At 67.3% G+C, this 13,276-nt stretch carries 12 protein-coding genes (1 of these 12 only partly in view); 5 read left to right on the top strand and 7 right to left on the bottom strand.

What is annotated here, in order from left to right:
• Window positions 1-162 carry the 3' portion of a lipopolysaccharide biosynthesis protein gene (locus EAH76_RS14520; RefSeq protein ID WP_140850970.1) on the top strand. Its footprint begins 1,323 nt before the window's first position, so only the last 162 of its 1,485 coding nucleotides appear in the window; the start codon falls outside the window, past its left edge; its stop codon occupies window positions 160-162.
• Between the two features lie 4 nt (window positions 163-166).
• Here EAH76_RS14520 and EAH76_RS14515 read toward each other — a convergent pair whose 3' ends face one another.
• The 7 genes from EAH76_RS14515 to hisS form a co-directional block, all read right to left on the bottom strand.
• Window positions 167-595: a CBS domain-containing protein gene (locus tag EAH76_RS14515; protein WP_140850969.1), complete on the bottom strand. Its 429-nt coding sequence runs from the start codon at window positions 593-595 to the stop codon at window positions 167-169.
• A gap of 93 nt (window positions 596-688) precedes the next feature.
• Window positions 689-2,287, bottom strand: a complete 1,599-nt coding sequence (locus tag EAH76_RS14510) for a DUF4139 domain-containing protein (RefSeq protein WP_140850968.1) — start codon at window positions 2,285-2,287, stop codon at window positions 689-691.
• A complete protein-coding gene (locus tag EAH76_RS14505) occupies window positions 2,221-3,627 on the bottom strand; it encodes a DUF4139 domain-containing protein (protein WP_140850967.1) in 1,407 nt (468 codons plus the stop codon). Before EAH76_RS14505 ends, EAH76_RS14510 begins: the two co-directional genes overlap by 67 nt.
• A gap of 157 nt (window positions 3,628-3,784) precedes the next feature.
• Window positions 3,785-4,894 (bottom strand): DUF4167 domain-containing protein, encoded by a 1,110-nt coding sequence (locus EAH76_RS14500; protein ID WP_140850966.1) that lies wholly within the window; start codon window positions 4,892-4,894, stop codon window positions 3,785-3,787.
• Window positions 4,895-5,438: 544 nt separating this feature from the next.
• Window positions 5,439-6,290: a peptide chain release factor N(5)-glutamine methyltransferase gene (prmC, locus tag EAH76_RS14495; protein ID WP_431357993.1), complete on the bottom strand. Its 852-nt coding sequence runs from the start codon at window positions 6,288-6,290 to the stop codon at window positions 5,439-5,441.
• Between the two features lie 115 nt (window positions 6,291-6,405).
• A complete protein-coding gene (gene prfA, locus EAH76_RS14490; protein ID WP_140850964.1) occupies window positions 6,406-7,479 on the bottom strand; it encodes a peptide chain release factor 1 in 1,074 nt (357 codons plus the stop codon).
• The gene (gene hisS / locus EAH76_RS14485) at window positions 7,476-8,726 is read right to left on the bottom strand and encodes a histidine--tRNA ligase (RefSeq protein ID WP_140850963.1); all 1,251 of its coding nucleotides are present in this window, start codon (window positions 8,724-8,726) and stop codon (window positions 7,476-7,478) included. Before hisS ends, prfA begins: the two co-directional genes overlap by 4 nt.
• 357 nt (window positions 8,727-9,083) lie before the next feature.
• On the opposite strand from hisS, the gene EAH76_RS14475 reads away from it, so the two are divergent.
• The 4 genes from EAH76_RS14475 to ppa all read left to right on the top strand — a co-directional run bounded on the left by EAH76_RS14475 (window position 9,084) and on the right by ppa (window position 13,238).
• On the top strand, window positions 9,084-9,911 hold the full coding sequence (locus EAH76_RS14475) for a sulfite exporter TauE/SafE family protein (RefSeq protein WP_140850962.1): 828 nt from the start codon (window positions 9,084-9,086) through the stop codon (window positions 9,909-9,911).
• A gap of 60 nt (window positions 9,912-9,971) precedes the next feature.
• Window positions 9,972-10,619, top strand: a complete 648-nt coding sequence (locus tag EAH76_RS14470; protein WP_140850961.1) for a DUF1345 domain-containing protein — start codon at window positions 9,972-9,974, stop codon at window positions 10,617-10,619.
• An 88-nt stretch (window positions 10,620-10,707) separates the two neighbouring features.
• Entirely contained in the window at window positions 10,708-12,618 is a 1,911-nt protein-coding gene (locus EAH76_RS14465; RefSeq protein WP_140850960.1) for a M61 family metallopeptidase, read from the top strand.
• A gap of 44 nt (window positions 12,619-12,662) precedes the next feature.
• Window positions 12,663-13,238 carry an inorganic diphosphatase gene (gene ppa / locus EAH76_RS14460; protein WP_140850959.1) on the top strand — a complete coding sequence of 192 codons (576 nt, stop codon included), beginning with the start codon at window positions 12,663-12,665 and terminating at the stop codon, window positions 13,236-13,238.
• Window positions 13,239-13,276 lie beyond the last annotated feature (38 nt).

Genomic DNA, 13,276 nt, shown 5'->3' with positions numbered 1-13,276 from the left:
ACGTTGGTCGCCGCGCTGCTCCCGCCGCTGCCCGACTGGCCCGAATTGGCGATCCTCGTGACGGTCGGCGCGGTCGTCTATGTCGGCTGGCTGCTGGTCTTCTCGCGCCGCGCGGTGCGCGAGCTCATCGCGGTGGTGCGCAAGCAGCCGATCCCGGCCTGAGCGGTCACGCCGACTGGATGTAGCTGCGCATCGCCTCGGCATCGGCCTCGATCTTGTCGATGCGATATTTGACGAGATCGCCGATCGACACGAAGCCGATCACGCGCGCCTGTTCGACCACCGGAAGATGCCGGATCCGCCGCCGCGTCATCAGCGAGAGCGCGCCGATCACCGCCTCGCCCGGCGCGACGGTGATCGGCGGCGCGGTCATCGTGTCGGCGACGCTGCGCGTCATCGCGCCGCCGCCATGCGCGGCGATCGCGTGGATCACGTCGCGTTCGGAAAAGATGCCGACGACCGCATCGCCCGCCATCACCGGGACCGCACCGACACGGCGCTCGGCGAGCAACGCGACCGCGTCGCCGACGGTCTGCTCGGCGGTGATCGAGACCACCTCGCCGCCCTTGGTGCGAAGGATTGCCGCGATCGTCATTGGCTCTCTCCTGTCTGCGCTCGTCAGCCGAGTCTCTCAGGCGTGGGAGAATTCCACGTTTGGCGGCGCTTGGGAAGCCGCCGGGTATGATCTCTAGCGCGCAGCGCCGAGGCGATAGCCGAGCGTGCGGGTGCTGTTGGCGGGGAGATCGACCGCCCAGACCAGTTTCCCGTCGGTGCGCGCCAATACGCTCGTCGATTTCGACACACGCGGGGCGATCTGCGGGTCGAACTGCGCCTCGAACCTAACGGGATGGGGATTGGCGTTGCGCACCGTCAGCGCCACGCCCTCCCATGCCGCGCCGCGATTGGCGCCGCTGTTGGGCGTTGTCGTCTCGAGCGTGACCTGCGTCGCGGTGGCGAGCTTGGCCTCGACCTGTTCGCCGACCGCCTTGTCGTCGATCGCGCCTTCGCCGATCAGCAGCGCGGCGGCGCCGCGCGGCTGGAACAGCGCGACCCGCCCGGCAGGAAGCGGGACACCGAGCCCGGTCTCGCGGCGATTGCGCGCGCGCAGCGTGAGCTGGGGCGGGCCAGCCACGCCGCTCCGGTCGATCGCTGCGACATAGACGATATCGACCGGGACGGCGTGCCGGTCGAGCAAGGCGACCTGCTTCTGCGCAAGGGCTGCGACCGTCGTGCGATCGGGCACGCGGTAGAGCTTGAGGTCGCCGAGATCCTCCTGCGTCACCAGCCGCGGCGCGCGCATCTGCATTGCCGTGACGACGATATCCATCGCTTCGGGTGCGGGCGGCGGGGGTGGCGGCGGCGGCGGGGGTGCGTACCCGACGAACGACTCGATCGGATGCGGAAAGCATTGGAAGCTGAGCGGCGCGCCCTGCCGCCCGCCCGAATACGGCGCACGGTCCTCGCGTTTGACCTTTCCCGCGACGACCATCGTCTCGGCATCGGCGAAGCTGGTCGAATCGCCGCTGGCGAGCGTGACCCAGGCGAGCAGATCGGCGCTGCGCCCGTCGTCGCGCAGCGTCGCGACGTAATTCGCCTGCCAATCGAACCCCCAGGCGAGGTACGACAGCGTGATCGTGACGGTCGTCGCGCTCGGCGAGTCGAGCGCGACCGACAAGGTCGGCTTGGCCGCGACGCCGGGGGGAACGCGGTCATAGACCAACGCCCCCGCGCCCGCCGCACAATCGACCGCGACGAAGCCGTCGCGCGTCTCGAGGATCGCCGCGCCGTCGGGGCCCGAGCGGATGATCGCGCTTTCCTCGACGATCCGCTTGGCGATGGTGCGGCGGATCGTGACGGGGCGGCCGAAACTGGCGGCGTACAGGCTGCGCGGCGAGAGCAACGCGGCATCGAGATTCTTCTCGCGCACGCCGTTCGGCAGGCCGGTGACGATCGCGCTTTCGGGCAGGATCCCGGCTGCGACGCCTTCGAAGCGCAGCGTGCTCGGCCCGGCCGGGATCGTCACCCGCCGCTGTTCGGTGATCAGCGCATAGCCGCGCAGCCAACCGCGCTCGATCGGCGCCACGGCCGAGCGATCGGGCGCGCGGTAGATCGTCACCGCGACCTTGTCGGGCGCGGGCGAGACGGTCTGTGCCGGCGCGCCGCTCGCGACGAGTCCGGCGAGCAGCGCCAGCAGCCATCGCACCGCGTGGCGCACGCCGCTCAGAACCGCGTGTCGAAGGTCGCGGTCACGCTCGCCGTGCCATTGGCCGGGACGCGGACCTGCCACACCGCCTCGTCGGCATTGATCCGCTCGCTCGGCTGGCTTTCCGTCAGGATGCGGGTGTCGTGCCACCAGCTATCGAGCCCGTCCTGCGCGACTTCGACGACCGCTTCGCTCGCGCGCGCATTGGTCAGCGTGTAGCGCATCGTCGTGCGCCAGCGATCCGCCGAAATTCGCTCGCGCTTCTCGACCACCGGCAGGATCTTCACGTCGAACGCCTCGCCGGTCTTGAGCGCGAGCCGCGAACCCATCGGGGTGTGCGGGATCGCGCTCTCGCCGATGAATTGCGGCGCGCCGCGCGCATCGCGCATATAGACGCGCACGGTGCCGGCGGGGAGCGCGTCGCCCAGGCCACCCTCGCGCGACGAACTGAATTTGAGCACGGTGTCGACGCTCTTCGCCTCGCTCTGCGTCGCGAGCCAGGCGTTGCGGTAGAAATAGGTCTTGGCGGCGGGCGTGCCGGCGACGTCGAGGAAGCTGACCTGCTTGGTCTGCGCATCGGCGATCGTGGTGCGCTCGGCGAGCGGATAGAGGTAGAAATCGCCGAGCTGCTCGCGATTGGCGGTTTCGGTGCCGGGCTGGTTGCCACGCGGGCTGGTCGGGCGCCCATAAAAGCGCGGCCGACCGGGCTCTTCGGTCCCGACCGAGCCCGCGACGAGCAGCGTCTTAGCGGCGGTGAAGGTGGTGCCGCTGGTGTTGGTCAGCGTGATCCACCCCTGGACGTCGAGCTTGCCGACCTTCTCATCGAACAAGGCGACATAATCGGCCTTCCAGCCGAGCCCGCGCGAGAGGTAGTTGAGCGTCGCCGGGCGGCTGCCCGCGGCTTCGCTGTCGAGCGTGACCGACAGGGTCGGCCGCGCGCGCAGATTGGGCGGGAGCGTCGGGAAGATCACCCGGCCGCCCATCCGGTCGAGCACTTCGATCCGGCTGCCGATCTGGACGATCGTACCGCCATTGTTGGCGAGAACGCGCGCTTCCTCACGCGTTTCGGCGCCGGTCGCGGGATTGGTGCGGACGAGCGTGACGGTCTGCCCGACCGCTTTGTCCATCAGCTTTTGCGGGGAGAGCAGGTCGTAGTCGAAATTCTGCTCGACGATGCCGGCGCCCGCCGTGGTCAGCGTCACCGTCTCGGGGCGGATCGCGGCGGAGACGTCGGCGAATTCCTGGCGGCTGCGGCCGCGCGGGAGCGCGAGCTGGCGCGTGTCCTGGATCAAAGCGAGGTCGTTATTGTAGATCGTGACCGCGACGTCGCCTTGCGCCGAGCGTGGGGCGGAGGGGGATGGCGCGTCCTGCGCGCTGGCGAGCGCGGGGAGCCACAGCATCGTCGTCGCCAGCCAGATCCGCATATCGCCGCCCCCGTTTGTCGTTTCGGGATAGGCTAGGGATATAACAGCGCGGTTACAATCCGTTCGCCCCGTTCGCGAAAAGCGGCGAACGGGGTCGAAAGGACCCTCCGGCCGTCACCCGGCCTGTGCCGGGGTGACGGACGACGGATCGATCGGATCACTCGACCGTGGTGGTCGCATTCGCGGGCGGACGACCGCGACGGCGGCGCGGCTTTTCGACCACGTCGCCTTCATGGCCGAGCTCGGGCTCGACCACCGCCGAGACGTTGAGCGACGGCGGCAGGCGGTCGGCGGCGAAGCCGTTATCCTCGAAGGCAGGCTCGTCGGACTCGGTCAGGACGGCAGCCTCGACCACCGGCGCGACTTCGCGGCGCGGACGGCCGCGGCCGCGGCGGGGTGCCTCGGCGACGGGCTCGGCCGGTGCGGCGGTGTCGAGCGGGAGTTCCTCGGCGACGGGCTGCGCTTCGGAGACGGGCTCGGGCGCGCGCGACACGCGGTCGGGACGCTCGTAGCGATCGCCACGCGGCTGGCGCTCGGCGCGCTCTTCACGGGGCTGCTCGGCCTGACGGTCGTAGCCGCCCTCGCCGTTGCCGTTGCCGTTGCCGTTGCCGTTGCCGTTGCCGTTCACGCGACCGCGCGGACGATCCTCATAGCCTTGCGCGCCTTCGCGCTGCTCGCTGCCGTGCTGCCCATTGGACTGCCCGTTTGCCGCAGCGGGATTCGACTGGCCGTTCTGCGCATAGCCGCGATTGCCGTCCTGGCGGTTACCGTCCTGGCGGTTACCGTCCTGACGATTGCCATCCTGGCGGTTGCCGTCCTGACGCCCATCCTGACGATAGCCGTTCTGGCCGCCGCGCTGCTGGTCGCCGCGCGGCTGATCCTGGCGATTGTCTTGCCGGGGCTGCTCGATGACGCGCTCGCCCTCGTCCTCGTAATCGGGCTCGTCCTCGTCGAGCGTCGCGCCCTGGATCCGCTTGGTCGAGACGGCGCCACCATTTTCCTCGAAGCGCGCGCGCGTTTCGGCGAGCACGCGGAAATAGTGATCGGCGAACTGGAGGTAATATTCGACGTTGACGCGGTCACCCTGCATCTGCGCGTCGCGCGCGAGCGTCTTGTATTTCTCGAGCAACTGCGCGGCATTGCCGCGGGCGCGATTGTCGATGCGGTTGCCGGTGTCCTGACGACCCGGATTGCCACCACCACCCGACGAGCGCTGCTGCTGCCCGCCACGGCCGCGACGGCGGCCGGCCTGACGATTATTGATCAACGTCTTGTTGTCCTGTCCTTGGGAACCAACCTGGTCACGCTCCAGAAATATGGATGCAAAGCCCCCATGCGCTGCCGCCGACCATCGGCGATACGCGCTTGCCAGCGTCGCCGGACGGGGCGACTGCATGACCAAGGGGACGGGCAACAGCCCATTTTCAACCGGTTATGATGAAAATGCGTGCCCCTGTGCCGTGCAATAGCGCCTCACAGGGCAATCTCCAAGCAGAATATTGCGGTGATCGACCGCAAGGTCACCCGACGGAACGCCATAGCCCTGACCCCACCGAAAGGGTCGAGCACTATAGACCGTCGAGCGGCAATTTCAGTTTTGCTTGTTTCCAAGTCTATTTCGGTGGAAAAGCGATTCGGGTAGGTAGACCGCGCGAGCGTCCCTTGTGGAAGGGGCACGCCTTCTTGGTGGAAAACAGTCTACCTACCCGCCATCGCTCGCCTTGGACCGCTGGCAATAGCGACCCAATAGGCCGCTGCCGATCTTTGTATTCTACCTTAAACAAATAGCCAACCATGAAGGCGGGCCACTTTCAGGCATTGGTCTCGCGGCCCGTCACCGCGATGGTCGCGCTGTGAGTGGCGACCAGCGCGCGCGGATTGCCGCCGAGATCGTGGCGCAGCGCGACCGCGAACCCCTCGGCCACGAGCAACGCGGTGACGGCGGGCGCCTGGGTTGATCCGATCTCGAGGATCGCGGCGCCGCCGGGCGCGAGTAGCGCGGGCAGCTGCGGCGCGATGCGGCGATAGTCGTCGAGCCCGTCGGCGCCGGCGAACAGCGCCATGCCGGGTTCGTGCGCGCGGACTTCGGCGGGGAGCGGCTCGTCTGTGCCGATATAGGGCGGGTTGGCGAGGATCAGGTCGAAGCGGCCGTCTAGCCCGGTCGCCCAGTCGCCGGCTTGGAATTCCACGCGATCGGCAAGGCCGAGCGTGGCGGCGTTGCGCCTCGCATAAGCGAGCGCGTCTGGCGAAGCGTCGATGCCGAGCCCGGTCGCGCCCGGCCATTGGTCGAGCGCGGCGAGCAACAGCGTGCCCGGGCCGGTGCCGAGGTCGAGGATGCGGCGCGGCGCGCCCTTGCCGAAATGCGCGAGGGCGGCGTCGAGCAGCGTCTCGCTATCAGCGCGCGGCACGAGCACGCCGGGGCCGACCGCGAGTTCGATCGTCCAGAAGGCGCGGGCGCCGGTGATATAGGCGATCGGCTCGTGCGCGAGGCGACGCGCGAGCAGCGGGCCGAAGCTGTGCGGCGTCGCGGAGTCGAGGCGGTTGAGCAGGAGTTGCTCGCGCGCGATGCCGAGCGCGTGCGCCATCAGGAGCTCGGCGTCGAGGCGGGGCGTTTCGCTGACGCTGGCAAGAAAAGTCGTGGCGGCGGCGAGCGCCAACCGAATCCTCCCCTCCCCTTCAGGGGAGGGGTTGGGGGTGGGGGAGGCCTCGCAGAGCGCTGGCGTGCCGCACTTCCCCACCCCAACCCCTCCCCTGAAGGGGAGGGGCTTTTCGTCCTTCTCAGCCATCGAGGGCGGCCAGCCGCTCGGCCTCATCCTGCGCGATCAATGCGCCGACCAGCTCATCCATCTCGCCCTGCAAAATCTCGGGCAACCGGTGCAGCGTCAGGTTGATGCGGTGATCCGTCACCCGCCCCTGCGGGAAATTGTACGTCCGAATCCGCTCCGAGCGATCCCCCGACCCGACCATCGATTTGCGCGCACCCGCGCGCTCCTGATGCAACCGGTCGCGCTCGGCCTCGTACAGCCGCGTGCGCAGCACGCGCATCGCCTTGGCCCGGTTCTTGTGCTGCGACTTCTCGTCCTGCTGGATGACGGTGAGGCCGGTCGGGATATGGACGATCCGCACCGCCGAATCGGTGGTGTTGACCGACTGCCCGCCCGGCCCTGACGAGCGGTAGACGTCGATCCGCAGATCCTTGTCGTCGATCTTGACGTCGACCTCCTCGGCCTCGGGCAGCACCGCGACGGTTGCCGCCGAGGTGTGGATGCGCCCCTGCGCCTCGGTCGCCGGCACGCGCTGGACGCGGTGGACGCCGCTTTCGAACTTCAATTTGGCGAACACGCCCTTGCCTTCGACCGAGGCGATCGCTTCCTTGAAGCCGCCGCTTTCGGAGCTGGAGGCGGAGATCAGCTCGACCCGCCATCCCTGCGCTTCGGCATAGCGCTGGTACATGCGGAACAGGTCGGCCGCGAACAGCGCCGCCTCGTCGCCCCCGGTGCCGGCGCGGATTTCGAGCATCGCAGCGCGCTCATCGGCGGCGTCGCGCGGCAGCAGCGAGAGCGCGAGCGCACGCTCGGCATCGGGGAGCGTGTCGCGGATCGTCGCGATCTCCTCGCGCGCCATCAGCTTGATCTCGGGGTCGCTCTCCTCCTCCATCGCGGCGAGCACGTCGAGTTCGGCGCGGAGCCGCCGCACCTCGCCCGCCGCGCGCGCGATCGGTTCGAGCTCGGCATAGTCCTTCGAGACCTGGACGAAGCGGTCGGACGGGAGGTCGCCCGACGCCATCAGCGCCGACAGCTCGTCGCGCCGGGCCTCGATCTGCAGGATGCGTTCGGGGGAGATCGAGGTCATGCTATGGCGTTGTAAATGGGATCAAGGATAGTTCTGAAGCTCTCAGAATTGAACACGCCTCTATGGCCGCGTTCGACAAGGCTGGCTTCGCCGTCTTTCCGCGAGAGTACCACGGTCCATGCCGGATTCATCTTCAGAGCCTTATCGTAACGCTTCTTGGGGCTACCGGTCACCACTGACGCCGACGAATATCCAGCTCGGCGCAATTCCGCGGTCATTTTGAAAGCGGCAAGTTCAAACTCGTCAGCTTCAGCGACAACGACAACGTCCGGCGTCTCGACCGCAGGCTCTTCCAGCAGCATCGCCAACCGCTCGATCCCAGCCGCCCACCCGACGCCCGGCGTCTCGGGGCCACCGAGGCTCCCGATGAGGCCATCATAGCGCCCGCCTGCCAGCACGGTACCCTGCGAACCGAGCCGATCGGTGACGAACTCGAACGCGGTGTGGCGGTAGTAATCCAGCCCACGCACCAGCCGCGCGTTGCGCGTCCACGCCACGCCCGCCGCATCGAGCCCCGCCGTCACCGCGTCGAAGAAGGCGCGCGCCTCGGGCGTCAGATAGGCGTCGATGTCGGGCGCGCTATCGGCCACCGGCCGATCGCGCGGGTCCTTCGAATCGAGGATGCGGAGCGGGTTCTTGTCGAGCCGCGCGAGGCTGTCCTCGCTCAGCACGTCACGGTGCGCCTCGAAATGCGCGACCAAAGCCGCGCGCCACGCGTCGCGCGTCTCGGCGTCGCCGAGCGTGTTGAGCTGCAGCGTCACGCCATCGGCGATGCCGAGTTCGTGGAGCAACTGGTCGGCCAGCACGAGCAGTTCGACGTCCGCCGCCGGCTCGCCCGCGCCGATCACCTCGGCGTCGATCTGGTGGAACTGGCGGAAGCGCCCCTTTTGCGGGCGCTCGTAGCGAAACACCGGGCCGTGCGTCGCGATCTTGAGCGGCGCATATTGCTGCCAGCCCTCGGTCAGATAGGCGCGCGCGATGCCCGCGGTGAATTCGGGGCGCAGCGTCAGCGAATCGCCGCCGCGATCCTCGAAGGTGTACATCTCCTTCGACACGACGTCGGTCGTCTCGCCGAGCGAGCGTGCGAACACGGCCGTGCTCTCGAACACGGGGATATCGACGCGCTGGAAACAATAGAGCCGGCGGACGCGCTCGAACGTCTCGACGATGTGTGCAAAGCGGCGCTGCTCCTCGCCGAAGATGTCCTGCGTGCCGCGGATGCGTTTTGGGGTTTCTATACGGGCCATAAGGCTGCGTTCTCTATGCGAGCGTTGGGGCAAGCGCCAGATGGTTGTGCGTGGGCCCTGCCCTCCCTGAAACGGAAGGACTGCCCCTCTTCCTCCCCTCCCTGGAAGGGAGGGGTCGGGGGTGGGTCGGCCTAGGGCGGGCGTCGACCTCTCCGCGGGCGGACCTACCCCCAGCCCCTCCCTTCCAGGAAGGGGAGGTGCGAGCCGCTTGACACGTCCGGCTCCCGCACCGCAGCATGGGCGCAACGGGGGCGGTTACAGTTCCCTTTTCAGCATCTGCAGGATCTCACCGGCTCGTTTCGGAAAGGTCGCCATGCGTCTGTCTTCCATGTCCGTTTTCCTCTTGAGTGCAAGTGTATGAGCCTCGTCCTCGCCTGGGCTCCCGTCATCATCGCCATGCTCGCCGCCGGATTGTTCGCGGGCTTTGCCGCCGGACTGTTCGGGATCGGCGGCGGCTTCGTCGTCGTACCCGCGATGATCGCGCTGCTGCCGCTACTCGGCGGCGCGAAGGGCGAATATACGCATGTCGCGATCGGCACGTCGTTCGCGACGATCGTCGTCACCGCGCTCCGCTCGACGCTCAGCCACCACAAGCGCGGCGCGGTCGATTTCGAGATCCTCAAGACCTGGGCGCCGTGGATCATCCTCGGCGTCGGGATCGGCGTGCTGCTGGCACAGCGCATGACCGGGCAGACGCTGACCTTCATCTTCGCGGGCGGAATCGTGCTGATGTCGATCAACTTCCTCGTGCCGAAGCTCGCGCGGCGCCAGGTCAGCGACACGATGCCGACCGGCCTGCCGCGCGCGGCGATCGCCGGCGGGCTCGGCCTCTTCTCCTCGCTGCTCGGAATCGGCGGCGGGACGGTCGCGGTGATCGTGATGACGCTGTGCGGGCGCACGATCCACAAGGCGATCGCCACAGCCTCCGGGTTCGGCTTCATCATCGCCGTACCCGGCACGATCGGCTGGATCCTGATCGGGCTCGGCAAGCCCGGCCTGCCGGTCGGCTCGCTCGGCTATGTCAACGTGCTCGGCGCGGTCGTCATCACCTCGATGTCGATCCTCACCGCGCCGCTCGGCGTCGCCGCCGCGCATGCGCTGCCGGCCGAGCCGCTCAAGCGCGTGTTCGGCGTGTATCTGCTGTTCATCGCCGGGGTGATGGCGAACCGCGCGCTCCATATGTGACAGAAACGTTATGTTTTCGCGAGCATTTCGCGGTGCGCAAAAGCGCGGTAGCACGCGTCCATGAGCCTGAACCTCGGCAAGAAAGTCGCCCCGCCCCGCTTCATCCTGTTCGCGATCCTGTTCGCGGGCGGCCTGTTCGTGGCGATCCCCCCGCTCGGCTGGGGGCGCGGCGCGATGGCGGCGTTCGACGTCGCCGCCGCGGTGTTCCTGCTCGCCGTCTCGACGCTGCTCGGGCACGGCGAGGCCGACCGGATGCGCAAGTCGGCCGAGGACAATGACGCCAACCGCGTCGGGCTGCTCGTGCTCACCGGGGTGACGATGCTCGTCATCCTCACCTCGGTCGCCAAGGAATTGCAGGGCAAGACCGATATCGCCGCCACCGTGCTGGTGATCGTGACGCTGGTGCTGGCCTGGCTGTTTTCGAACACCGTCTATGCGCTGCATTACGCGCATCTCTTCTATTCGGATTGCGACGATGACGGGCAGGATTCGGGCGGGCTCGATTTCCCGAAATGCGCCGAGCCCGATTATTGGGACTTCCTCTATTTCAGCTTCACGCTCGGCATGACCTTCCAGACCTCCGACGTCGAAATCTCGTCGCGCCGGATGCGGCGCGTGTCGCTCGGCCAGTGTCTCGCGGCGTTCGTGTTCAACATCGGCGTGCTCGCCTTTACGATCAACGTGCTCGGCAGCAGCAGCGGATCGTAGCGCAATCCCGCGGCGAAGGGGTGGACGCGGAGCGAATCACCCGCTTAAACCACCACCACAGCCGCTCTTCCCAAGAAAGCTCCCCTGCATGATCCGTCGCGTCGCGTTCACCGCCCTGTTGCTCGCCACCACCGCATCGCCGGTGCTGGCCGAAAATTCCAAGCCGCAGCCGGTGCCGATCGTCGACACGATCCCGGCCGCGCGCGACACCCCGTTCCCCGGCACGATCAGCCTCGACATCGACGCGACCGACACGACGCGCGGCATCTTCACCACGCGCGAGACGATCAGCGGCGTGAGCGCGGGGCACATGGTGCTGCTCTTCCCGAAATGGCTGCCGGGCAACCATTCGCCGACCGGCCAGCTCGACAAGCTCGCCGGCCTGCACATCCGCGCCGGCGGCAAGGAAGTCGCGTGGACACGCGATCCGGTCGACGTCTATGCCTTCCACATCGACGTGCCGGCGGGCGCGAAGAGCCTCGACATCGATTTGCAGTTCCTCTCGGCGACCGCACCCGACCAGGGCTCGGTGGTAATGTCCCCGAACATGCTGCGACTGCAGTGGAATTCGATGAGCCTGTATCCGGCGGGCTATTTCACGCGGCAGATCCCGGTCAAGGCGGTGGTGAAGTACCCGACCGGCTTCACCGCCTCGTCGGGTCTGCCGTCGAAGGCGAACGGTTCGACCTACGCCTATCAGCTCACCAATTACGAAGTGCTGGTCGATTCGCCCGTCCTCGCCGGGCGTTATTACAAGCAGTGGCCGCTCTCGCCGCGCGTCAATCTAGACGTCTATGCGGATAACGCCGCCGAGCTCGTCGCGACCCCCGAGCAGATCGACGCGCACAAGCGGCTCGTCGACCAGGCGGTCAAGCTCTACGGCGCGCAGCATTACGACACCTACGAGTTCCTGCTGTCGATCTCCGACGTGATGGGCGGGATCGGGCTAGAGCACCACCGCTCGTCCGAGGACGGCGTGAAGCCCGGCTATTTCACCAAGTGGAAGGACGGCCCGGGTTCGCGCAACCTGCTGCCGCACGAATATAATCACAGCTGGGACGGCAAGTTCCGTCGTGGTGCCGACCTGTGGACCCCCGATTTCCGCATGCCGATGCGCGGCAGCCTGCTCTGGGTCTATGAAGGCCAGACGCAGTTCTGGGGCTATGTGCTGCAGGCACGCTCGGGGATCGTTTCGAAGCAGGACACGCTCGACGGTTATGCCGCGATCATGGCCGAGCTCGACAACCGTCCGGCGCGCAACTGGCGCGACATGGTAGACACGACCAACGACCCGACGATCTCGCAGCGCCGCCCCAAGGGCTGGACGAGCTACCAGCGCTCGGAGGATTATTACAACGAAGGCCTGCTGGTGTGGATGGAGGTCGATTCGATCCTGCGCCAGCAATCGGGTGGCAAGAAATCGATCGACGATTTCGGCCGCGCTTTCTTCGGCCTCGACGACGGCGATTATGGCGAGGTCACCTACACGTTCGACGACGTGGTGAAGACGCTCAACACGATCCAGCCCTATGACTGGGCCGGTCTGCTGACCAAGCGGCTGACCGAGACCGGCGCGCCTGCTCCGCTGAAGGGCTTCGAGGCGAACGGCTACAAGCTGATCTACACCGAGGAGCCGACGCTCGCCTTCAAGAACGCCGAGGCGGCGCGCAAGAACACCAACCTCACCTTCTCGCTCGGCCTGACGGTCGACAAGGACGGCAAGCTCACCGGCGTCGGCTGGGACTCGCCCGCATATAAGGCCGGGCTGACGATCGGCGACAGCATCGTCGCGATCGACGGCACCGCTTTCTCCGACAGCGCGCTGAAGGGTGCGGTCACCGCCGCCAAGACGCGCAAGACGCCAATCGTTCTACTGGTCAAAAGCAACGACCAGATCAGCCCGGTCAGCATCGACTATCACGGTGGTCTGCGCTATCCGCACCTCCAGAAGATCGGCAGTGGAGAGGGTGGGCTGGACCGTTTGCTGACACCGCGTTAAGGCCGATTCGATTCTATATTATCCAGTGTAGTTAAGGACTTACTATGCGTATCGACATGATCCCGGTCGGCAAGGGCCCGCCGGACGACCTCAACGTGATCATCGAAGTCCCGACCGGCGGCGAGCCGGTCAAGTATGAGTTCGACAAGGCGTCGGGCGCGCTGTTCGTCGACCGCATCCTGCACACGCCGATGCGCTACCCGGCGAATTACGGCTTCGTGCCGCACACGCTGTCGCCCGATGGCGATCCGCTCGACGCGCTCGTCGTCGCGCGTTCGCCCTTCATCCCGGGCTGCGTCGTGCGTGCGCGTCCGATCGCGGTGTTGAACCTCGAGGACGAAGCCGGCGGCGACGAGAAGCTCGTCTGCGTGCCCGTCGATTCGACCTTCCCTTACTATTCGAACGTCAACGAGCGCGGCGACATGCCCGAGATCGTGTTCGAGCAGATCGAGCATTTCTTTACGCACTATAAGGACCTCGAAAAGAAGAAGTGGGTCCGCGTCGGCAAGTGGGGCGACCGCGACGAAGCGCGCAAGGTCGTGATCGAGGCGATCGCGCGCTACGACGCCGCCAAGGCTGCGGGCGATCCCGCACCGGGCCTGGTCGCGCAGGAAGACTGAGCCGCTTGAGCCCCTCCCCTTCAGGGGAGGGGTTGGGG

Origin of the sequence: Sphingomonas glacialis (assembly GCF_006439055.1) — a bacterium.
Lineage (GTDB): Bacteria > Pseudomonadota > Alphaproteobacteria > Sphingomonadales > Sphingomonadaceae > Sphingomonas > Sphingomonas glacialis_A.
This window is presented reverse-complemented; position numbering and strand designations above follow the sequence as displayed.